This is a genomic window from Motilimonas eburnea (assembly GCF_021295345.1).
GTDB classification, from domain to species: domain Bacteria; phylum Pseudomonadota; class Gammaproteobacteria; order Enterobacterales; family CBDFNC01; genus Motilimonas; species Motilimonas eburnea.
In genome coordinates, this window is record NZ_JAIMJB010000008.1 from 155,562 (window position 1) to 178,187 (window position 22,626).

The 22,626-nt window shown below is 40.5% G+C and carries 22 protein-coding genes and 1 CRISPR repeat array; of the genes, 11 read left to right on the forward strand and 11 right to left on the reverse strand.

Features of this window, described 5'->3' with window-relative positions:
* Positions 1-78: 78 nt before the first annotated feature.
* From K6Y21_RS10105 to K6Y21_RS10135, 7 genes are all read right to left on the reverse strand, one after another.
* On the reverse strand, positions 79-2,169 hold the full coding sequence (locus tag K6Y21_RS10105) for a peptidase domain-containing ABC transporter (RefSeq protein ID WP_233071720.1): 2,091 nt from the start codon (positions 2,167-2,169) through the stop codon (positions 79-81).
* Positions 2,170-2,250: 81 nt separating this feature from the next.
* Positions 2,251-3,495, reverse strand: coding sequence for an HlyD family secretion protein (locus tag K6Y21_RS21410; RefSeq protein ID WP_233071721.1), 1,245 nt, complete (start codon positions 3,493-3,495; stop codon positions 2,251-2,253).
* Between the two features lie 191 nt (positions 3,496-3,686).
* A complete protein-coding gene (gene tcuA, locus K6Y21_RS10115; protein WP_233071722.1) occupies positions 3,687-5,150 on the reverse strand; it encodes an FAD-dependent tricarballylate dehydrogenase TcuA in 1,464 nt (487 codons plus the stop codon).
* Positions 5,132-5,821 carry a GNAT family N-acetyltransferase gene (locus K6Y21_RS10120; protein ID WP_233071723.1) on the reverse strand — a complete coding sequence of 230 codons (690 nt, stop codon included), beginning with the start codon at positions 5,819-5,821 and terminating at the stop codon, positions 5,132-5,134. The genes tcuA and K6Y21_RS10120 overlap by 19 nt, the downstream gene beginning before the upstream one ends.
* On the reverse strand, positions 5,821-6,801 hold the full coding sequence (locus K6Y21_RS10125) for a YcaO-like family protein (RefSeq protein WP_233071724.1): 981 nt from the start codon (positions 6,799-6,801) through the stop codon (positions 5,821-5,823). The genes K6Y21_RS10120 and K6Y21_RS10125 overlap by 1 nt, the downstream gene beginning before the upstream one ends.
* The gene (locus K6Y21_RS10130; RefSeq protein WP_233071725.1) at positions 6,798-7,775 is read right to left on the reverse strand and encodes an aKG-HExxH-type peptide beta-hydroxylase; all 978 of its coding nucleotides are present in this window, start codon (positions 7,773-7,775) and stop codon (positions 6,798-6,800) included. Before K6Y21_RS10130 ends, K6Y21_RS10125 begins: the two co-directional genes overlap by 4 nt.
* A gap of 209 nt (positions 7,776-7,984) precedes the next feature.
* Positions 7,985-8,245: a hypothetical protein gene (locus K6Y21_RS10135; protein WP_233071726.1), complete on the reverse strand. Its 261-nt coding sequence runs from the start codon at positions 8,243-8,245 to the stop codon at positions 7,985-7,987.
* 665 nt (positions 8,246-8,910) lie between these two features.
* Here K6Y21_RS10135 and K6Y21_RS10140 point away from each other — a divergent pair.
* The 4 genes from K6Y21_RS10140 (at position 8,911) to K6Y21_RS10155 (ending at position 12,315) form a co-directional block, all read left to right on the forward strand.
* Positions 8,911-9,498, forward strand: a complete 588-nt coding sequence (locus K6Y21_RS10140) for a DUF2913 family protein (protein WP_233071727.1) — start codon at positions 8,911-8,913, stop codon at positions 9,496-9,498.
* Between the two features lie 68 nt (positions 9,499-9,566).
* Entirely contained in the window at positions 9,567-10,868 is a 1,302-nt protein-coding gene (locus tag K6Y21_RS10145; RefSeq protein WP_233071728.1) for a site-specific integrase, read from the forward strand.
* 87 nt (positions 10,869-10,955) lie between these two features.
* Positions 10,956-11,492 (forward strand): hypothetical protein, encoded by a 537-nt coding sequence (locus tag K6Y21_RS10150; protein WP_233071729.1) that lies wholly within the window; start codon positions 10,956-10,958, stop codon positions 11,490-11,492.
* Positions 11,493-11,559: 67 nt separating this feature from the next.
* On the forward strand, positions 11,560-12,315 hold the full coding sequence (locus K6Y21_RS10155; RefSeq protein WP_233071730.1) for a hypothetical protein: 756 nt from the start codon (positions 11,560-11,562) through the stop codon (positions 12,313-12,315).
* Between the two features lie 312 nt (positions 12,316-12,627).
* On the opposite strand, the gene K6Y21_RS10160 is transcribed toward K6Y21_RS10155, so the two are convergent.
* Both K6Y21_RS10160 and K6Y21_RS10165 read right to left on the reverse strand, forming a co-directional pair.
* Positions 12,628-13,413 (reverse strand): hypothetical protein, encoded by a 786-nt coding sequence (locus K6Y21_RS10160; protein WP_233071731.1) that lies wholly within the window; start codon positions 13,411-13,413, stop codon positions 12,628-12,630.
* Positions 13,414-13,537: 124 nt separating this feature from the next.
* Positions 13,538-13,684, reverse strand: a complete 147-nt coding sequence (locus tag K6Y21_RS10165; protein ID WP_233071732.1) for a hypothetical protein — start codon at positions 13,682-13,684, stop codon at positions 13,538-13,540.
* 226 nt (positions 13,685-13,910) lie between these two features.
* On the opposite strand from K6Y21_RS10165, the gene K6Y21_RS10170 reads away from it, so the two are divergent.
* The 4 genes from K6Y21_RS10170 to K6Y21_RS10185 all read left to right on the forward strand — a co-directional run bounded on the left by K6Y21_RS10170 (position 13,911) and on the right by K6Y21_RS10185 (position 18,493).
* Positions 13,911-14,153, forward strand: coding sequence for a hypothetical protein (locus K6Y21_RS10170; protein WP_233071733.1), 243 nt, complete (start codon positions 13,911-13,913; stop codon positions 14,151-14,153).
* Positions 14,154-14,513: 360 nt separating this feature from the next.
* Positions 14,514-14,901: direct repeats of the CRISPR family, unit length 28 nt; unit sequence GTGCACTATCGGGTGTGTGGCTAGTAAG.
* A 59-nt stretch (positions 14,902-14,960) separates the two neighbouring features.
* Positions 14,961-16,463, forward strand: coding sequence for a zinc ribbon domain-containing protein (locus K6Y21_RS10175; RefSeq protein ID WP_233071734.1), 1,503 nt, complete (start codon positions 14,961-14,963; stop codon positions 16,461-16,463).
* Between the two features lie 207 nt (positions 16,464-16,670).
* Entirely contained in the window at positions 16,671-17,675 is a 1,005-nt protein-coding gene (locus K6Y21_RS10180; protein WP_233071735.1) for a hypothetical protein, read from the forward strand.
* Complete coding sequence (locus K6Y21_RS10185; RefSeq protein WP_233071736.1) at positions 17,672-18,493, forward strand: GIY-YIG nuclease family protein; 822 nt, start codon at positions 17,672-17,674, stop codon at positions 18,491-18,493. The genes K6Y21_RS10180 and K6Y21_RS10185 overlap by 4 nt, the downstream gene beginning before the upstream one ends.
* Positions 18,494-18,506: 13 nt before the next feature.
* Here K6Y21_RS10185 and K6Y21_RS10190 read toward each other — a convergent pair whose 3' ends face one another.
* Entirely contained in the window at positions 18,507-19,751 is a 1,245-nt protein-coding gene (locus K6Y21_RS10190) for a Y-family DNA polymerase (protein ID WP_233071737.1), read from the reverse strand.
* A 182-nt stretch (positions 19,752-19,933) separates the two neighbouring features.
* Here K6Y21_RS10190 and K6Y21_RS10195 point away from each other — a divergent pair, with 182 nt between their 5' ends.
* The 3 genes from K6Y21_RS10195 (at position 19,934) to K6Y21_RS10205 (ending at position 21,615) form a co-directional block, all read left to right on the forward strand.
* Positions 19,934-20,206, forward strand: coding sequence for an EexN family lipoprotein (locus K6Y21_RS10195; protein WP_233071738.1), 273 nt, complete (start codon positions 19,934-19,936; stop codon positions 20,204-20,206).
* A 299-nt stretch (positions 20,207-20,505) separates the two neighbouring features.
* A complete protein-coding gene (locus tag K6Y21_RS10200) occupies positions 20,506-20,829 on the forward strand; it encodes a hypothetical protein (RefSeq protein ID WP_233071739.1) in 324 nt (107 codons plus the stop codon).
* A 141-nt stretch (positions 20,830-20,970) separates the two neighbouring features.
* Positions 20,971-21,615: a pentapeptide repeat-containing protein gene (locus K6Y21_RS10205; protein WP_233071740.1), complete on the forward strand. Its 645-nt coding sequence runs from the start codon at positions 20,971-20,973 to the stop codon at positions 21,613-21,615.
* A gap of 323 nt (positions 21,616-21,938) precedes the next feature.
* Here K6Y21_RS10205 and K6Y21_RS10210 read toward each other — a convergent pair whose 3' ends face one another.
* Positions 21,939-22,505, reverse strand: a complete 567-nt coding sequence (locus K6Y21_RS10210) for a hypothetical protein (protein ID WP_233071741.1) — start codon at positions 22,503-22,505, stop codon at positions 21,939-21,941.
* Positions 22,506-22,626 lie beyond the last annotated feature (121 nt).

Genomic DNA, 22,626 nt, shown 5'->3' on the forward strand with positions numbered 1-22,626 from the left:
CCATTAAAAATGGGTAACTGTCAGATCAAGTCTGAGCTAGTACAGTTTAGCAGTGTTAGTTTTTATCCATTCGGTGCTCTAGTATAGCTCTTCAGCTTTATTCGATACCTCTTGAAGTTCACCACTTTCCAGGCGAATAACCCGGTCGGCAGAACGGATCGTTTCCGGTCGGTGAGCAATAATCACACGGGTGATATTTAGACTCTTCAAAACCTCATTCACTCGCTGTTCGGAATTAATATCTAAATGTGAAGTGGCTTCATCAAGGAACAATATTCTGGGCTGTTGGTACAGAGCTCTGGCGAGTAAAAGTCGCTGTTTTTGACCACCTGATAGTGCTGCTCCCATATCCCCTATCATAGAATTATATTGCATTGGCATTGCCTGAATATCTTTATGCAATGCAGCCATCTTGGCACAATGGATGACACGCTGGATATCAAGGCCGGGATCGAACTGGGCAATATTCTCAGCGATTGAGCCAGATAAAAGCTCATCATCTTGCATAACTGCGGCTATTTGCTGCCTGTACTGTCTCTGTCCCAGCTGATTGGCTGGCAGGCCATCCAGTAATACTTTTCCTTCTGAAGGCTGATAAAGTCCAAGCATTATTTTCATAAGGGAGGTTTTGCCTCCACCAGAGGGGCCTACAATTGCGACAGACTCTCCCGCACGGATTTTAAGGTCGATATTTTGAAACAGCCATGGCTCACCGGTGGCATAACGAAAACTCACCTGAGAAAGCGCCAGCTTTCCCTGAAGAGTATGTGATGACACCGCTTCCAGATGTTTCTCTTGCTCTGTCATTGCAATGTCAGCTAATCGCTCCAGGTGCAGACCCAGCATTTTAAACTCTATCAGCTTGTCGACTAATGAAGAGAAACGTTGAGTAAGCTGTCCCTTATATGACAGAAAGGCCATTAGCATTCCAACCGAAAATGTCTGTGTGGTGTCAGTTGCCATGATAAGCTGTGCGCCGAGATAGACCACTAAAATGTTTTCTACTCCAAACAACAGAGAATTAGCAATACGATAACCAATGTTTAGGCGTTCAATACGTACTCCCAGGTTCAGGGCCTCCATATAGTGATTTTGCCACAAAGCCTGACGCGACGTTTCTATCCCGAAAAGCTTGATCGTTTGAACGCCACGCACGCTTTCCATAAAGTTTGATTGCTCTTTTGCACCCGCAACTATCACTTCTTCTGATAAGGCCCTGAGTGGGCGATACCAGCAAAGACGGATCACCAAATATAGCCCCATTGCTATGCAAACCACCGAAGCAAGCGTTGGGCTGTATATGAAAATCATACATAATGTAGTGATGGCCATCATCCCATCTATGATAGCTTCAACCATTGCATTGGTTATCATCCGCTTTACGTGTTGTAATGACCCAAAGCGGGATACCACGTCGCCAATGTGCCGTTTAGCAAAATAATCCAGAGGCAGCCGGAGCATGTGATGAAATAAGTTAAATGCCAGTTGTTGATTAAGGCTGGCGCCCAAATGCACCACCACATAACCACGAAAAGCCGTTGTCGCCACATTGAAAAGAAGCAGCATAGAAAAGCCAAGTGCTAATACAGTCAACAGGCTTTGGTCATAACCTACTACGACTTCATCTAGCACCAGCTGCATGTAGTACGGCATAGCCAATGCAAAAATTTGTAAGATCATAGATAACAGAAGTAACTGAATTAATATTGGCTTAAGCCCGGTTACCCTTGACATAAACTGGGACAGTTTCATCTGCTTCCGTACATCTTTTTTCTCGAACCCTGGCGCAGGTGTAAGCTCAAGTGCAATACCAGTAAAGTGGTTGCTGGCTTCTTCCAGAGTGAGCACACGCCTTCCCATTGCCGGATCCTGAATAACAATTTTGCTGCGTGAAACAGACTCCAGAACGACAAAGTGATTCATGTCCCAATGCAAAATGCATGGCCGTTTTAATTGTTTTAATTGGTCTAGCTCAAGTTTCAATGCCCGGCCGGATAGCTTCAGAGCATCTGCAATCCCCATCAGCTGCTGCATATGCATGCCTTTTAAGGTTTGCGGGTGTTGCTGTCTTAAACTAATCAGATCACTCTTATAACCGTAGTGATCTGCCACCATCGCGAGACAAGCCAGGCCACACTCTGCGGCTTCGGATTGTAGAATCGTTTTCAACTGGGTAATCTTCCTAATACGATTGGTATTGCTCCAATGCTTTGTTTTTTGATGCTATTTCAGCACTTTCTGCCTGCCCAGCTAAACTAATATGCCACGTAAACTAAGCAGTGGCTCAAACAGCCATTCAACCAGCGAGCGCTTATCAATAAGAATTTCAGCTTCCAGTAACATCCCGGCCTGAAGAGGCATCACCTTTCCATAGGCCTGAATGCCTTGCTTGTTGAGTTTTGCTTTTACCCGGTATACTGGCTCTGTAAAACGTATTGGCAATGTGACTTCGTTGGGCAGTAAAATATTCTCTGATGTTTCAAATATGTTCGCATCAAGCATGCCAAACTTTTGATATGGAAAGGCTTCAAGTTTGATTTTTGTCTCTTGCCCTTCTTCAATAAAGCCAAATGCACGGGTTGGGATGAAAAGCTCAGCGTACAATTCAGCCCCTTCGGGTAACAGGCTTACCATATATTGCTGTGGTTTGAGTAGCTGCCCTTCCTTAACATCAAGTACTGTAACCCGCCCGGATTTTGACGCAGAAATGATCACCTCTTTCTGGCCAGTCAAAGCTGTTAGCCGTGCCCGAGCTTTGGATTCATTCAATTGTAATTTCTGAAGCTCGGTTTCCAGCTCAAGTGGTAATCGTTCAGTTGTAAGGTTGAGCTCTTGTCTCTCAAGCTCTAATCTTGTTTGATTCAAATGAAACTTCGAGATCTCTTGTTCCAGAGAGAGCAAAAGGTCCTGCTGGTTTTCAACCATCTGTTTATTTGCAAAGCCATCAGCATGCAAATTATCTAAACGATTTAATTGTTTTTTTGCTAGTTTAAGTCTTGATTGAGTTTGCTGAGCCTGTAATTGGTGAAGCTGGATTTGGGTGTTCAGGTTATTTATTCTTTTTTCGTATTCTTTTGCTCGCTTTTGATAAATAAGTAGTAGTTTATTTTGCTGTGCCTGAATGATAGCTAATTGCTGATGAATTTCATTTCTTTGCAAATTATTTAGATCATCTCCGGAAGCTGTGCGGTGACGGTACTCTAGCTTAAACATTGGCTGGCCTGCCTCTAGGTGCTGTCCTTCTTTTACAAACATCTGGGAAACATATGCGCTACCTGGAGCAAAGATTTTGATGATCCCCTGGTTGGGGATTAGGTATCCGTTGACTTTCTGTTTTTTATGATAGTTTGAGCTTGTAAGAAATGCTGTACTAGTAATTAGCATAACAACAAGCAAAAGAAAAAATACTTTGTAACTTAGAGGTTGAGCCAAATTGACGTCGCCCCAAAGTTTGTCATGCTGATTTTTACTGACTTCTTTTCTAAATAATGACACAGGGTATACTACCTGAAAAAAGGTGTGACTTTAACTGTTTGATAAAGGTTTTAAATTGCCTCTTGATTATATCTTCATTTGATGTTTATCATTGCAAGAGTCCTTATTCTGTATTTTTCGTATTAACTGCATACTCGCCATCTGATCTTACAAACCATATCCCATATCCTAGGCTCAAGGGGGTAAGGTTATCAGCAAATTTTACCTGCTATGTACCCAAATACAGAGCCTAACATTAATCCGGTGCCACCAGCATAATTATGATAGTGTGCCCCTCCTACTATTTCACCACACGCATACAGTCCTTTTATTGGAGTGTTATTTGAAGATAATACTTGAGCGTGTTCATTTATTTTTATTCCACCGTAGGTGAAGGTTAACCCTGTAACTACGGGACATATGAAAAAAGGAGGTTGAATGATTTTTATTGACCAGTTTGACTTAGGGATAAGTAACCCATTTGTAGTTAGTCCGTCTTTCTTCACAAACTCACTGGATTCAACTTCAATTGAGGCGTTAAACTCATCTATCTCCTTGGCTAAGGTATCTTCTCTAATACCAAAATGACTAGCTAATTTTGATAATTCATTAGAGCAAACCATCCCACTGTTCACAAAATACCCCTTAGGTAGTAAGGCGGCTGTTCTACTGTCAAATATTTGATAACAAATTCTATTTGGCTGCTTTAAAATTTCACCACCAAGTTTTGCATACAGGAAATTTGGATTATCTTCACCTTCATCAAAGAATCTTTTACCTACTTGGTTGACTGTTATTCCTAAATTAAAACAATACCTCGAGTTGAGTTGAACTTGTTCATGATCACCTGGTAATGAGTAAGGCGAAATATTAACTCCTTGGGGAGTTGAATGACAACCCTTTTTATCTCCGTAAAATATTGCCCCGGCTTTTATAGCAGCGTAAATCCCTTCGCCTGTGTTAAAGGGAACCCCTCGAACCGGAACATTTGACCACAAAAAACCAAGATTTTCTGCAACCTTTAATGAGTTAGCCTGAAAACCACCACACGCAAGCACTATTGATTTACATAAAATATTATTTTCAATAATGGTGTTGTTTGTTGAAAATGAAACTCCAGCAATGGTTGAGTTATCGAAAATGATATTGTTAAGCTTGCTTTCGTATAATATTTTCACTCCCAATGACTCAGCTACGGAGAAATTTTTTTCTTGTAAAGTTGCTCCTCCTCCTTTAATCCTTATAGGAACACTTCCCTCGAGAATATTCGGTTTAACTTCCCATCTATGGCCGAGAGAATATAACCACTTTATAACATTGTAGGAGTGTTCCGATAACGTTTTAGATAGCTCTTGGCATGCCATACCCTTCGAGGATTTCATAATATCATCGTAAAAATTACTTGGCGAGTATGGGTAATATTTCGACTTAATAAGCATTTCTGTTTGCTTTGGGCAATCAGTTAACTCACATAGTTCAAACAAGTTAGAATGAGTAAACCTGAAGTTCATTGTTAAGCTACTGTTACCACCCCTGTTTACTTTAGGGCTTTTTTCGAGAATTACAACAGATTTACCCTTTTGTGCAGCTGAAATTGCTGCGCATAAACCCGCGTTACCAGCACCAATAACAACTACATCACAACTAATAGTTTTTATCATTTTTGCTTTGACCACTCTAACCTTACAAACTCACCGACTTCTATAAAACCAAAGCTATTATATAGATTAATAGCTGTTTCATTTCTTGCATCAACGTGTAGGAAATTTGCTAATCTCCTATCACATAGCTCCTGTAATAAAATTGAAGAATGCCCACGTCTTCTATGATGAGGGCTAGTATAAACATAGCTGATACATCTATAATTAAAAATGCTACGCGTTGCTGCAGCCATGCTAATGGCTCTTCCCTTCTCCTCGTAAAATATAAAGTCATTCTCGTTTTTTTGTAGCACTTTGATTGCATCAATATCACTTATTTCTCTATTTAAAACATCATTGTAAAATGCTCTTACTAAGGAAATCTTAGAGCGATCTAAGTTGTTATCTTTTTTGTTATGATTTTTTATTTCAATATTTTTGTGAAAAATTTTTATGTTACTCTTTGAAATGTTGTTAATATTGTTCTTGGTTAGTTTTTCTGAAACAAAGTCTAATAAATCAACACGAAACTCTATAGCGGAAAAATTAACTGCGAAAATATTAATACATTTCTCTAGATCTTCTATAGAGCAATCTCTATGTATAATTATGTTTTTTTTGTGATGCCTAACTAACGATTCGCTCAGTGGCCATTCAAGTCGGCTAGCATCAGGGTTATAATAACGGTTGTTGAGTAATTTGTTCATTAGCAAAATGGATCTTCAATTGTAAATCTAGAAAACTTTCTCCTACAACTTAGCTTATCCTCAGCTTCTGCAATTCTCACTCTGCAAAGGTATAAACCTTCATTGTCAAATAGGTCATAGATAGAGATGTTTGGCTTGGAGGAGAATGTATTTTCTAAAATTGTATTTGCATTGAAATCAATGTGGCGATCGACATTGTTTTTTGTTCCTCTAATTTTCTTATCTAATTCAAGCAGTATTTTAGAGCTCTCAAAATCGAAAATTCTATTTAACTTCAATAATGATTCATTATTGTTCCCGTGATCAGCTCGTGGAATGTTTACGCAAAAATTACAATATAAATGCAAAGATTCAGCTTTAGATTTTTCCATTGCTTCATTAATGCTACTTCGCACAGATGAGCCAAAATATACTCTTTCATCACAAATAAAACAAGCAATTACAAAAGGTATGCTTTCATTTATGATATAATAGTTAATAACTTGGTTGTGTGCGATATATTCAGTATCAATTAGGTAGAGGCCTTTTTCATAGTACCAAGCTTCACACAGCAGGTGTCTTTCTATAACTTCAAAGAGTGCATTTACAATGGCACAATCTCTATCCTCGTGAATGGCCAAACCATTAGCAGAGGTTATCCTTTTTCCATCTTTATCAAATTGCCTAATTAAAATATTCGAAGCCGGAGTAAAACCTACACTTAACCCAGAGTAATAACATCGACCCTCAAAACCTTTTGATAACCTTTCAGGTGAAAAAAAACATTCATGCGATAGCATTCTCTCAAGGATTTCAAACGATGATATTTTAATGCATTTTTCTTCATCGTATCCCTCTGAATGACCATGAAAGGCTTCTGTTTTTTTATCAATCGTAATTGCAGCAGTGCTATCAACAATAATAAGATTACTTATTGATGGGTGATTATAAATAAACGAGACAATAGGGACTCCATAAAATATCAGTTCTACTCTCTTCATAGCATTGAACATTCGTTAAAGGAGTCTCGTATCTTCTTGCCATTCTCAGTGAAATTTGCTTTATCTGAAAGCACTTCATTAATCCCTATTTCTAGTTGTAGGCGGCATAACTGTAACCTGTCTCTAAACCTTTTATCATAACCATTTAAAGATGCGGTTTTAAAGAAACGTACCATTCGAGATAATACAAATGTTGCATGAAACACTCCTCGCAGTGGACGCATTTCGTTCCTGATTGGTGCTCTAAATATTTTCTCATCGTCACAGTTTAAGGTTAGTTTATCAAGATGAAATAATGCCTCAAGCTTGAGGTGAGACACTTCATGAATTATATGTTCAATCCAATAAGCTACTTGATCGTCTTCTTTTTCTGGAACTCTAAGCCAAATTGCACCGAATACTTTTGATGAAGTATCTCCCCGCAGGACCCTGCCTTGAAATATCTTTATGTCGGTTAGGTAAGCTTCAACCTCAGAATAAATACATGGTGTCTGCTCCTTTATCAAATTCAAGGCCACTTCAATATTTTTTTTGTGAAAGTCCAATTCGGAATTATTTAATATGGGTCTAACGATTGTCGATTCATTCCTAATGTTTTTTCGCTCATAGCTCCTCAGGTAATTTATGTAGTTCCACTCCCAATCTTCTGAACAAATACTTGATATTTCAATTTTCTCACTTATTATCTCGTTTCCTATTGCAATCTTAATTTTTGATAATGAATCAAGAATTCCTGTAATGTCACCAGACTTCATGGAGCATGACAATTCATAGAATGCAAAAATGAACTTCGGTGACAATTTTTTTTCGTTAACGATAGAATCGAGTATTTCATTTATATCCGATAATTCTAAACCCAGTTTGGTTTCACACATCGAAGTGTAGATCTTCCATAAGTCAACTTGAAATTCACGAAGCTTCCTTGCTGTTGATTTGTTTGCCTTAGGGTTTGGTATAGAAGTAAAAATTTCCATTATTGGCAAAGTCCTAAAAAATTAATAAAAGTAGTTTTTTACACATAAAGGATGTTTTCGAAACTGTTATAATTCCAAAATGGGAAGCGTGGGTATGAAAGGTATTACGCATGCGAAAATGGCTAAAGGTTCTTTTCTAATTTGAACAAAATTAAAGACACTAATTAAAGTTGAAAAGGCACCAACTTGGTAGTGCCTAAATTCAATTGCTAGTCTTCTTGCATATTTACAGCAGGGGCGGTAGCTAGTGAGTCTAAATTGACAAAATCAACAGCCACAACTGATGACAAATCAACTTTATTACCAAACTGTATCTGATAATCAGAAGTTGATGAAACGGTTTGTGAAGCAAAGCCTCCCGAAACTTTTTGGATTTCTTCTTTATTTATTTTTTTCATATTTCCATATACCTTGATACTATTTAATATTTCATTTTTAAAATAAACGCGTGACAAAATATTTTGTGTCAAAGTTTTATCACTTATTTACAAAAAAATAGTATCATTTGTTCTGGATCAATGCAATGGTAAATGCTTGAGTTATTTATCAAATGTGGGTCTTGCAATTGAGGAGCTGGTTGGTGCTGTGTTGGTCGAACGCAATCGGACACCTTTAGTTGAGATATTTGAAGTCTACTGCTGCAGAGCCTCTGCTCGTTAACTGTAATCGCTCAACACCGTAGCAATGCACGCAACACCTAAAAAGCAAATAACCACATAGCGCGCCACCTTGCTGATTGACAATGTGCTCTGTTCTAACTTTTAACAGCAGGATAGTTTATTTTAGTTAGCCTTTGCAGTTGTTTTCCCTGATGATAAATTAGTAGCTTGATAAGCACTTCTTGTCCACAGTGTATAGTTAGTGGCTTGCCCCTGATATTACTTGCCCTTCCCTCTCAGGTGTTATCTATCCACAGTGTATAGATTGTGATTTCTGTGAAATCTGTAATGTTAACCAGAATAACTACCCTACTATATTTCATATCTAATTTACCCCTGATAATGGTGTTTATCAGGGGTAAAGTTGTGCTATCTTAAAGACTTGGGTATAATGGCTTGTTTTTGGCAATCCGTGTGTGCCGGTCAGCCATCTCCGATCTGTTATCCAATTTTCCACCAGCACCTTTGAGGTCTTTGTGAACGATCACCAATTTGAAGTCATGCGACAGCTTGTGATGAATTGTTTGCTTCATTTGTATTTGGATGTGGCCAGCAGCCATGGTTATGTGCCGATGGCGAAACGAAATACGATCATCATTAAATTTTTAAAAACAAGGCTAGCCCAGTCAGCTTACCAACCGGTGAAGAAAAGCGGTCGAACTTTGTTGGCTCAGTGCCGGCGTGCTAACGCCAATGCAGAAAAAGAATTGCTGACCCTCTATCAAACTTATCACCCCAAGAGTGAGCTGAATGATTGTGATCGCCTCTATGCTTTACTGTCAAAGATGGACATTGAGTATGGGATCCAGTCGGACTTGGTTCAGGACTCTGAGGCGCCCAAGGTAGCCGATGTGTTATACCTATTGCCCGAGCATATCGAACATTGTTTTGACGACGCGAGTAACCAAATTGCCCCTATATCAGTGTTGCTCGAATCAAGAAAACATCGTGAAATCATGAGGTTAGTTGAAGGTGCTGGGGCGTTTAAAGTGGGTTTGGTGGAAGAAAATCAGCAGGCGAAGCAAGCCCATTATCAACTGCATCCCGCCACTGTCACGTTATGACATTGTAGGTGATGTGGAAATCTGACAGCAGAAATAGGGAATGTCGATTTAAGGCATGAGGTCGAAATATGACAAAATTGGTAGTGTCACAACAAGACAGCAACGGTGTCATTGATAGCCAGTTAATGACCCGGTTGGCCGAAGAAGGCAATGTCGAACGCCTACGGATCATGTCTGATGAGTTCATCAAACAAGGCGGCGATGTTGGTGATATACCTGAACTGGTGGCACTGTACCAGCGCAATTTTGATGCCTCGATCATCCATTCTGGCCTTGAGCCAAATTCGCTGCGTGCGTTTAAATCGGCGCTTGGTTTGTTTCAAGCATACTGCGATGAATTGGATGTACCATGGTTACCCGCGACCACAGGAACAGTGAAAAACTATTTACAATACCGTGGCCAACATGTGAAAAAGGCGACCCTTGGCCGTGATCGTTGGATGATTTCATTGGCGCATCAATGGGCGGGCGCACCCGATCCGACAGCCAGTATAGAAATACGCAAGTTACTAAAAAATATCGCTATTCAGCGCAGAGCAGAAGAAAATATTGACGCAGTGGGAGTGCGCAACAAGCAGGTTTTTGATGCAGACCAAGCCTCCCCTTTTCGTGAAATCTACCTCGATACCTTGCATGAACTCTGGCACGAAAGCACCCATATTTATACGCTGCGTAACCTAACTTTACTGACCGTGGCCTATGAAACGCTGCTCCGGGAAAGTGAGTTGGTGCGTATAAAAATCCCCCATATAACCAGTGAAGTTGAGAAAGATGAGGACGGCCAATTGGTTGAGCATTGGCGGGTTGTTATCTATGAAACTAAGAAGAAAAAAGGGGAAATGGACTTTGCCCCATTATCGACTCGCTGTATTAATTTGATTGAAGCCTACCTTCGTTTGTCAGGCAGAAGCTTGGATGATAACGGATTTTTGTTTGTCCGTCACAAGCGGCCGACATTAGAAATCCAAGCAAAATCAGTTGGCGTGGATGCCACTGGCGCCGAAGTGTTTGAACAACTTCCGCAGCGGCCCCACATCCATGCCGACTATGTTGATGAGATCTTTCAAAAGGGCTGGTTAGCCTTGTTCAATGATCCCAAAAAGGTCACTGATGAAAATGCGGATAAAGTCATTTACCGACAAAATCTACCCGTTGGCGCATTGGTGGGCAAAATTAGGCGGCCACCTGAGCCATGGTCAGGCCACAGTGCGCGTGTAGGCGCTTGCCAAGACTTACTGGCCGCTGGTGAGTTAGTGCCTGATGTGCAAATGGCCGGACGTTGGGCCGATGCCGGTATGATCACTTACTATGGCCGCGGCATTCTCCAGCAGAAGAATGCCATGGGTAGGCGCCGATCGCATAAAAAATGACTTTTCTATTGTGATTCAAATCCATACGTGTCGATATAAAAATTGATATATTGATTTTAATTAATGACACTTCAAGGCCATTCAATTATGAGCTCAATCAAAAAAGGTGAACTTGCAATGGTAATCTGCGATGTGATCAAATCGGATTGGTCCATGGATATGAAAAAGAACATATTGGAAAAGCAATTACTATGGGGCCGATACCGCCCACGAGTTTATACCAATGACGATCTACCACCTGATGCAATTTGGTTTTCTCGTAAGGCTGAGAAAACCTACAAACAAAATGTAAAAAATGGGGCTATAAATAAGAGAGATCGATACAAAGGATTAATTAGAGAGCATTTAGTACCTCGCACTGTTATTTTTAATGAGCTTCTTAAGATTAAACGCATTACCCCCAAAAAAGTTGATGATCTGCTCAGTGAGCTACTCATCATCGTAGTTGTAACAAAAGATGAAGATAGAAAATTAGATCAAACTGGATTGAGAAGCAAAATGCCTGAAGGTTGGTGCTATGGCGATGACCCATTTCAACGGCATAAAGCTGCAGGGATTGTAAAAGTGGATTGGATACCTGAAACATTGGCGGAGCGTTATAAGAGGCATGGAATAGAGTATTAAAACGTTTATCTTCGCCATGTATCTCTGTGTGGGTACTTTGGATATTCTGGATTTATAGGTGTATAAAATGGATGTAAAAAGTGAACTATTAAGCGTTTGGAATTTCTTCGTCTTGATGATTTGCGATTGCCTTAAGATAGTTATTGTATTCTTAGTCGCTTACTTTTTTACTGCATTTTTCTCGTTATTACCTATGCTTGACGTTAAGCCAATTATCGATATTCTCAGTAATTGGTCGCTTCTCTTTTTGTTTTGTATCCTTACTTTATCAGGTCTTATTCGAGTAACCCAGGCATTGCTCAGGGAGGTTTTCCCTAGAAAAGATTCTTTTCTAACTGGCCATATTGATATACAGGTTGCTTCTATGAATGCTTGTAAGAATCTTAAGGTTCAAGCATTGAGGGTAAATACAGCTTTATTTAGAGATGACTTTGTAAAGGCTATCCATGGCATTGAAAAGATAGATTTTTTATTTTTACGGCCCTTTGATCAACCAAGGACTGACTGGGAGATTGATCATAACAAAAAGCTAGAGTTAACAATGAGGAAGCTTGATGAGGATATTATTCCAGAAGCACAGAAAAAAAATCATACTATATCGGTTAGATTTATTGATGAGGTACCGACAAAGAATGTGTTTATTTATGATGATAAGGTTGCCCACATAAAACAATATAATAAAAAAAGCAACTCTTGCGAGAGCTCCCCAATATCTATCCACTCAATAGAAAGGGACTCTCGCTCCTTTGCAAAAGTTCTTCAACAATTTTATACAACCTCTGCCTCATCTATTGATAGTGCAGATTTTTATAAAAATGAATAGGTGTCGAGATGTGATTATGCGTTATGAACCTGCAAAGTAAAAAGACCGAACGATATAGCTTAATAGCTATAATGGTTCGGCCTTACCCACCCCTGACCCTAGTGTACCTTGAATCATTTCAGTTACTTGCCTCAGCGTTTTCACCTAGTCTATGACCGATTACAAGGTCGTCCGAATGATACCCATACACGACCCCTGCCTTATGTTGAGTTGGGGTGGTGCTCAAATTGAAAGGTACCCATGTCATGAGCTGGAACACAGCTCTGGCTTGAGGATTAAGCACCTCAATTTAGCTATTGGGGAAATCGAATATTAAAATGGCAACAATTCACTTTGCAAGCCTAATTTCATTATTTTTTGATAGAAGGCAAACTCCATGGTATTTGGTATATGCTTATTAAATAATTTGGATTTAGTCTTGGCAGATTCTGGATCCAGTATGTAATCAAAAATGTTGTTCCCATCAGCTAGACTACTCGTTAATGCAGTAAAATCCTTCACTAGGGTGTTGATGCTTGCACAGTCGGTCACCTGAATGCAATGCCAATTGGCTTCCTCAATATCACTCCATTCCAAATTTCTAGTTTCACCATTTATTGCACTAAATCGAGTGGGAGCGAATGTATTTTCTTGAAAATTTGTCTGATCCATTGTTGATAGTCGAAGGAAACCAGCTCGGCATTGCAGTAGTATCTTAAAGGTTCCTTGGTTTTCAAGAATGATTACGCGCACCACGCTAGCTGTCTTATATCTACCATGAAATGGAGTAATTAGCTTTAGCTTAATCTGATGTTTGAAAATAATATCGCCAGTAAACTTCATATATTTCTTCTGCTCAACTCCATGCTCATCGACAAGGGACTGTATGAATAGGTGCTCAAGTTGACGCTTAAGGTGCTGGCCATAGTTATTGATGAAGTATCGCATTTGACGCTCAGTGGCTAATGCGTGTCCATTGAGCCAACGAGAGGCTAATGAACTGGAAGACCCTTGTAAACCTGCTTTTTTTTCGATGTCTTTGTTTGTATAACCACCTTCCTGCTTGGCAATTTTTAGCAATTGCCTCGTATGCTTATACTTTTTAGTCGTTTCCTTCATGATTAACCATATGTAATTAAACAATAAACCGATGGGTAGTTAACCATCGGTATCTTATTAAGTCATCTACTAAGCCATCCTGGTCGTAAAGGTTGTGAACTATCGCCCAGTCATGGACTAGCAATTACTTTTTGCCGTTGTAACGTGGATTATTAGGGTTCAACTGGTTTGCTCGATTGTCTAACGCTTTCTGATATGCGTCGTTGTGACCAGAAGTACCTTTGTTTCTATTGGCTTGATTTGCTTTGTGGTTGTTTTGTGTGTTGCTCATAGTTTGCTCTCCTTCATTTAATGAATGAGGTAAGTTTATACAGGTTCGAAGATTGGCAACGATGATTGATAAGTGATTATTCAATGATTTTTAGTGATTCTGAGTGATTGGCGTCAAACATGATGATTAAATTGGAATTTTCTTGGATACGCTGGCTAATGTGTATATGATTTCTCTTTGATGTTTTCGCCGCCGATGTGGCACTTATTGAGCCAATGGAGCTTGTATGTCAGCAACCAGCAAGGCATTTGAGGAAGGGTTTAACTCTTGTTTAAACACTCCCTATCGAAATCCTTATCCAGAGGATTCGAACGAGTTTAACGACTACGAGCGAGGTCGCACGCAAAAACTTAAACGTTCTAGTGGCTATCTGTCTGAGCATGACTTTTTGCCTGATAATTTTTTTGTCGAACGCCGCCCTAAGCCGCAGGAGACTCCCAACCGATATGCTAAAGCAAAGTACAAATAACAGATTTCAGGTTACTACTACAATCATTTTATAACTATACTTCACTATGGGCGCGGGTCATTTTGACTTACCTTACCGCCCTTGTTCTGCATCGAATGTTGTTGGAATAGTTCGCTACTTCAACACTTCGAGTGGGCAGAAAGCCGTAACTTGAAATGCCGATTTGCAATGCTTTGAGGTTTAGGACGTAATCCGCCGAGTTGATACCATATAGTGCATGTTCTTTAACAACCATATTTTTATCTTGATAGTTAAGTTATTGTATTTATAGGTTCTTATCTATCACTTTAGAAATTTGGTTAAATTGGATATAGATAGCTAACCAACTGTGCTAGCTCATTATTCTGGTGAATTTACTCAGTGCACTATCGGGTGTGTGGCTAGTAAGAAGCATTTGCATGGAGCCGTTGTAACCTTGCAGTGCACTATCGGGTGTGTGGCTAGTAAGAACATGGTGATGAAGTCAACCGAAAACTCCCGGTGCACTATCGGGTGTGTGGCTAGTAAGGCAGTGTGCTTTTATTGCCTCCCGACGTCAATGTGCACTATCGGGTGTGTGGCTAGTAAGATCACCATCGCCAAAGATAGGATTATTATCGTGTGCACTATCGGGTGTGTGGCTAGGAAGTTACAGCAATTTTCTACACCAACACCACTTGCGTGCACTATCGGGTGTGTGGCTAGTAAGTATGATGGTGAGCGTGTCCGGCAAGCAAAACGGTGCACTATCGGGTGTGTGGCTAGTAAGTGTAGGCTCAACTTTGCTCATATCCCCCTCACGTGCACTATCGGGTGTGGGAGGTGTATATGCCGAGAACTAAAACGCCTAAAGGCATGGTCAGCGTATATAAGGCCTACCGATTTGAGCTGCATAATTTGTCTAAATCTAAGGTACGATCTCTTTACAAAACCTTCGTCCAATCAGACATGGCTTATTACAAAGCCTTAGCGCTTTGCGAAGAAGATGCTAACCACATATTAACGCTCGAGACTAAGAGTGAGAAAAATAAGCGTTTTGGTCAACTGCAAAAAAAACTACAAGCTATAGTGAAACCCCTACCTTTTGGTAGCGCATTAAAAGCATCGGTCATTGAAACGGTAAAGCAGCAAGTCAGTTCTTATGTTGAACTAAAACTTTCTGGTCAGAATGCCGGGTACCCATCAAAGGAAAGCCATGCCATTGATTATGAGTTTTGGCTGAATCAGCTTCTTTTATCTGTGGACCTTGAAAGGGAGAGTGAGGCACGAGACGCACTCTCAATGAAAAACTATTCGAAATACCGACCGCTATCGTTCGAGAAACACCGCATAGGTGATGGTTTCAAGATCTACCAAGATGATAAAGGCCGATTGTTTGCTTTTCTTAATTTGTGGAACAGCCATGATAAGCGTGCCAGCAAAATCCAAATGGACATGATAGATACTAAGAGTGGTGAGCGGTGCCAAGAAAGTACCTCCTTAGGTATGCTAGTTCCTCTTTCTTTTTCTGAAAAACAACGTGATGCCTTGTCTAAGGGTCAAGCGCAAACGGCTAAATTAGTTGCAACCGAAGATGGGCGGTTTTTCTTGATGGTCAGTGTGCTATTTCAAGTTAGAAAGCAGGAAGCAGCGTGTATCATGGGGGTAGATCGAGGTTTCGATGAGTTAGCTACATTTTCAGTTAGGGATAGCTCATCTGGTAAAGTGTTCGTAACAGGCTCTTTGTCCGGGCATAACCTTCGCCAGCACCAAAGAAAGTTAGAGGCAAAACAAAAGTTAGATCAAAAGTTAGGAAAGCGTTATATCTCAGGCTGGTCAAATTACTCTCTCAATTTGATGCACCACGTCGCTAATGAAATAGTGTCTATTGCTGATAAATATAAGTGCCAAGTTGTACTTGAGGACCTATCCAGCATTAAGAACAACCCTCACATGAAAAGGCCTAAAGGGGCTAGAAAAAGTAATTTTTCACGCATGTTGTCCCGCCAGCAATATGGTCGCCTAGAGTTCCTACTAGGCTATAAGCTTGCTTGCATGGGGCTACCTCCACCAAAGCTTGTTCGAGCGGCCTACACGAGCGTAACTTGCCCCAAATGCGGTCATGCTGATAAGAATAATAGGCCGCCACATAGAAGAGATACGTTTTGCTGTACAAATAGCCCTTGCCAGTATCAAGAGCATGCCGACATTGTTGGCGCTCATAATGTAGCTGGCAAGTTCATCTGGTATGAGAGTGTTAAGTCAAAGATGAAAAAAGGCCATCCTCTGCCAGAGCAGCATCAATACTCATATTGGCTAAGGCAAAACCTTGTGCTGGAGGCTGGTAAATAGTGGAGTGGCTCGTTTGGTTATCAAGTGTTTGAAACGCTTAACTGCATGAGTTTCGGTATAGGTTATAATTTTCATTGACATAACGCAGTCTAAACTTTATCTTTTATTGACGGTTTGCGCCACCAGTCAGTCCACAGACAAAGCGAAATGCAGCGCTGAATCAGAACTCCATCTGTTAATAATTGAGTATCACTCTTCTTGTGATATGTGGACGCACAAGAATATCAGGTGCTTAATTATATGTTTACTTTCCCTACCTTAAACCAAGCGAAAGCGCACTCAAAATACCTATCGCAAGTTATTGGCATCAAGCGTACCCATGCGCAAGAAATTGTGGCATTTATTCACAAACAAAATACTTGGGCTGAGCTAGTCATGCTGTGTAAAGACTTGGGCGGAACCCTGTTGAGTGATAATAGCCATTTTCCTACTCTATATTGCTCCCAAGAAACTATCGCAAGGTTTGATAGTGTTATTTCGAAGTACCGGAAAGCTATTGATGACATCATCGCAGTCAGTCCAAAAGTACATGACAGTTTGCTTACTCGAATTTCTAATAAGGATTACCACCGGATTTCAGGTTCAATTGTTGGGAGTTTGCTTGATGAGATCGAGGGTTATGAAAGCTATCGCTCTAGCACTGCAGAAAATGTATTGTTTTGCTTAAATTTTTGGGACGACTCTGTTTTTAAGGCTATTTACAACCGAAATACCAAATGTAACAACCCTACTCTAAGCCCCGAGTTTTTGCCCCAACATTTTTATGCCTATTACAACTTCAAAGGGAAGAGTGTTGATATTTCGTGTCGGGAGTGGGATTTGAACCTAGAAAGGCCTAGTAAACTTAAGCGATCCTCTAATGCCGTTGATGAGCGCTCATTTCAAGAGTCGATTTGTACTAGAAAATGGTTTAAGCCCTATATGATTGGGTACTTGAAAATGATTTGCCAGCATTTTCGAATGGCAGGGTTTAGCGGCAATATTCGGATCCACAAAATTCTTAACTATTCTGCAAATAACCATAAAACGGGCATCAGAGACGATTACTATCATGATGAAATTGCAGGTTTGTTTGATGCTCTTATCAAACTTGGAGGGCGGTACGTTCGTGAAAAAGGGGCCGGAGGGGAGCTACTCGATATCGATTGTTTGGAAATCTCATTTTTTGCTGATGGAACAAATCAGTGGATGATCGGGGAGAGCACTATATGAATGCTCTGAAAAAGTATGTACTTCAACGGTTTAATGCGATGTCTAAACCAGAGCGCATTTACATTATTTGCAAAATTACAGAAACTGATTTTTATAAAGATTATTGTCTGAAAAACCGAAACAGAGTAGTACATTTCTACCTGTATAATAACGCAATAAATGCTTATTTAGTGAGATACTTCGAAGGTGGTACTATCCATGGTAGGCGCAGTCCTTTTGATCAAACGCATGAAAATGATCGGTTAAGCCTTATTACATACCAATTACCTTCAACGGTTTTCATTCATTCAAAGGACTCCTCTTTTGAGCCTTTGTTTCATAAGGTTAAAACTACCGAGCTCGTTCGCCCCTTCAAAGTTAAACAGTATGAATCCGCGATGATCAAAGCATGGTTAAAAGCACAGCCCTTCCTAGCTTCTAGCTCTATGGATCCCCAAGGAAGCTATTCGCTCGCTAGGCTTAATTACTCCAATGTTTTCTCAAGTAAACAAGATGTCTATTTTATTTTGGATGAAGAAAATAGTATGGTGAAAATAGGCATTACCTCTGATTTAAAGAATAGGCTTAAGGCTATTAAAGCGCAGTATCGGACAGGGGACCTTGAGGTAGTATCTGTTGTGCATGCTGGTGGTGTTGAGGTTGAGCGTTTTCTTCATCACTATTTTTCTGATCTTCAAGTCAAGCAAGCAGGTAAGGGAAATGAGTGGTTTCATTACTGTGAAGTTCTATACGAATTTATTCGCTCGCTAAATGAATGTCCCATTAAAAGTGAGTTTATCGCGAAGCTAATGCAAAAGACTTCGGCTGCAGTTGCTTAGCATCGCTATTTCGTTAGCACCTAATCTTCGGTATATGTCGCCAATTGGTCGTGTACTGCGGCGACAAATATTCGCGCCGCATATCCCATTTCTGCTCGATGCCCTCGCCTGCTAGCAAGGCCGTGCCATTACCAAACCGATTATTGATAGCATCGAGGCATTGCATGAGCTTGGGGTTACTCCTGTCTTTGGCAAATATATCCAACTGGACATTGCACTCACTGCGAAGCTCCACCAGCCCAATGCCCGCTCGATAATAAGGTACACCTGGCTTAAAGAGCTGGTGGATATTCTCTCGCACTGCACCTGCTATCACTGAGGTGTCATTGGTTGGTACCTCGAACCGGTGCAAGATTTTAAATGACTGCGGCGTTTCATCGAATGATGACGAAGCGGCAAAACCAATTAATTGCTGCGCAACACTACCTTGATCGCGTAATTTCTTGGCTGCAATCGCACAGTGTTTCGCTAAGGCTTGGTATAAGCTTTCAATGTCGGTAATTCGCTCGCCAAACGAGCGTGTTGACCAGATCTGTTGTTTATCCGCTCTAACCGTATCCCATTCTTTAACAGGCTCCCCGTTGAGCTCGCGTACCGTCTGCTCAAGTAAAATATTGAAATTTGTTTTGGCGTGCTTTGGTGGCCATTTAGCTAAATCAATGGCTTTGTGAATATTAAATAGCTTGAGCCGTTTGGCTATGCGCCTACCAACTCCCCAAACATCTTCAACGTCCATCTGTGACAATATTGCTTCCCGCTGTTGTGATGACTCAATAAAGCAAACCCCATGGTAACCGCGGATCTTCTTAGCTGCGTGATTAGCAGCTTTGGCCAACGTGATGGTCTCACCGATGCCAACGCACACCGGTAGCCTTAACTCGGTCCAAATACGCCTTCGGATATCGGCGCCAAGCTGCAGTAGGTTTTTTTGCCCACTTAAATCCGCAAAGCTCTCATCGATGCTGTAAATATGGACGTTGGGTGAGTATTCTGAGATCAAACTGGCAAAGCGCATTGAGAGATCGCTATACAGCTCGTAGTTGGAGCTTCTTACAATTACCTTGTGCTTTTCACATAACTCTTTGATTTGGAAATAAGGAGCGAACCGAGGGATGTTTAATTCTTTAGCTTGCCGATTTAATGCTGCAACACAACCATCATTATTAGTTAATACTATCAATGGTTTCCCTCTGTTATGAGGCTCGAAAACGACCTCGGCAGAGGGATAGAAAGAATTGACATCGGTAAGTGCGATCAATGGTTGTTCTCAAATTTTAACTGTGTATTTATACAGTGTATTTTAGCGCATCTTTGGATTTTTCGGCAACGCCCTGTTGGGTAGCGTCAGCATGCTCACCTAGGCTCATTTTTTTTGGAATTGCTTTCTACTGATAATTGATGTCAAATACTTATCAATAACATTTTTATCAGGAGGTTATTTTGAGGCTTTTGACATTATTGGCTTGCTCTCTAGTTATTTTAGGCTGCGGGCAAGAGACGAAAGAAGAAATAAAGACAGTCGATTTCTATGTCGAACAGACAGAAGATCGGTTGCAAAAGATTGCTGAGTGCAAGAATAATCCAGGTGAGCTAATGGCTACACCAAATTGCATTAACGCCGTGGCTGCAGAAAAAAAAGTAAACAACCCAGTGGGCAGCTATAAGGAATTTAGCTCTGACGCGCTCGATAAAGTGCGAAAGCAATCTTCTTAAGCTTAATGACAAACAATGAAGCCTAGCGATGCCTGAGCGGCAGCGCTATCATGCGTAAACTTTGCTACGGAACAAGCTCAGAGCGTGAAGATAAGTTTCGTTTATACTTGTTAGCAGTGATACAAACAAGCAAGAAGCGAGGATTAATTGCACTCAAAATGTTTGAAGCGATAGTCACCTCTATGATGAAAAAGATGAATACCCAGGTGTTTTTGGGTTGATATCTGATTACCCAAGTTGAGACTGGTGAAAGGTTGCCGTATTATCATCCTATTATGGGGTCTAACTAAGGAGAGAAAGTGAGTAGCATTCCAAACGTTGAAGATTGGAAGTGGTTTCATTTTTTGTATGCGATAGGTGTTCCTATTTGTGTCGGCGCTTTCTTTCTTGAGCAGACCCCATTAATTGGCGAGTTATTCTGGATTCCCTTCGGGTTTGGCCTTGCAGCATTCGGTGGTTTTGGACAGGCTGCATCAAAACGAAGACCTTTCCGACGGAACGGAATGCGCGGCTATGAAGCTTACCTTCAATTTAACCCAATCAGTGTATCTATGCTTTGTGTATCGTTAATTGGGTTTTCTATTTCTGCATATGCGTTCACTGAGCATTTTAAAGTAGGTTAAACTTTGACTTAAGCGTGTTCGAATAGTTCAAGGGAGTCCCGTAGCCGTTAATTTACCGTGTAACGTGGCCTGTGGTAGCTTTGGTATTGAGTTGTCCACCTTTTAACAGGACGTTATCAAAATTCGAGACTGGAGAGTAATGTGCTGCCAAAAAAACAAAAAGGATTGAGCCGTTTATCTCTGTTTTACAGTAAGAGTCGGGTAAAAAATATACGAAATAAGTTTTATTCTAAAGCTCAGTGCTTTAGAGCCAACTTTTCGAACACCTCACTTGTGAATGTTAATTTTAAAGGGGCCACATTAACCAAATGTAGTTTTAAAAACGCAGAGTTTTCACATGTTGAATTTCTGGGCTCAAACTTGAAAAAGTCTAACTTCACTAATGCTAAGTTTAAGCACTGTGTGTTTTCAGCAGCATTGCTGAAAAAAAGCAACTTCAAAGGCTGTACATTTAAAAACTGTATTTTTGTGAATACAAATGTGAATGTGGCTAAAAATATGAATATTGGTGAGGGTAATCGCTTCTACTCACAACATCCATCACCTGTTTTATCAGGAAGTACAATGAAATTGTTTGACGAAATGAGATTTCATCCCAAAATTCACAATAGCCGCGTGTTGCATTTAAAGAGTGGTAAATTAAACTCATTAACACTATTTAGTCTGCTTGAGCGGCTCGGTGAAGATAAAGTCGCTTTAGGTCTCAAAAAACTGAATGGCTCCTTACCTTATCGAATTGTTACTGCTAATGGGTTATGCAACGCAATTGACAAGGCAAGTCGATAGAGTTAGCCTACATCTGTCCCGCCCCATTCAATCGAGAGATTGAAAAGTATAGGAGATTAGTGGGGACTCGATTCAATAACTGGCATTCGAGAGGGGGTAGCTATGGTAGGAAATCTTTGCACGATCTTTGGTTTTATTAGCTTAATCACAGTTAACTGTTTAGACCTTTTTATTATTAGTGAACACTCTCGATTGTTTGGGGCTAAGTAATCTTAAATACTTTCAACCCGCTTCACAGTACATCCTTCTAAGTTAAAATACCAATGCTGAAACCTTGCGCTAATAAACTGGGGCAAATGTGAGCAATTCATTTCAATAAACCATTACATGCCGATACTTTCAAGCCCCGTGATTTGGTTGTGGCGATTAACTGTGATGATATGAATACCAGTATGCTTCATTAATGGTCGCTCTCTCCACTGCCGGGCTAGGTCAAGAAACTTTGGCGATTCGGGAATTGCGACAGCCAAAATGTCTTCTCCATTGGCATGCTCGACCGTCATTAATTGTCCAATTGCTTCCCGGATTAGAGGATACTCTTTTGAGCCTGGTTTACTTACCATGGGGCCTTTTTTCGATTCAACTCGAAGCGTATAACCATTTATAAGGTTCGAGACTAGGTCACCCTCTCCTGGTGTCGAATGAATAATGATACCTTGGGAAAAGTCTTTATTAATGAACTTGCATTGCCATTTTTCATCTTGCTCCAGACCAATCCAACCTTCCGCATTCAAGAACTCGATAATTGGAAAGACAATATTTGAGCCAACCTTTACTTGTGCCCCATCAATAGCACATATCACGTCATCATTTGTATAAGAGCCTCTGATTAAGTACATCGCTAGCCTAAGTGTCACCTCTGCCTCTGGCATTCTATCTTTAGGTATCACGGAATCTCCTGAATATGTTCGACTATTGCTCCTACCCATTAGCTTTTGCGCAAGCTAGAGGGCTCTTGTTTCTACCGCCTCAAGCACGCTTTGGGGCGTTCTTCGTTTGTACTTGGGCCAT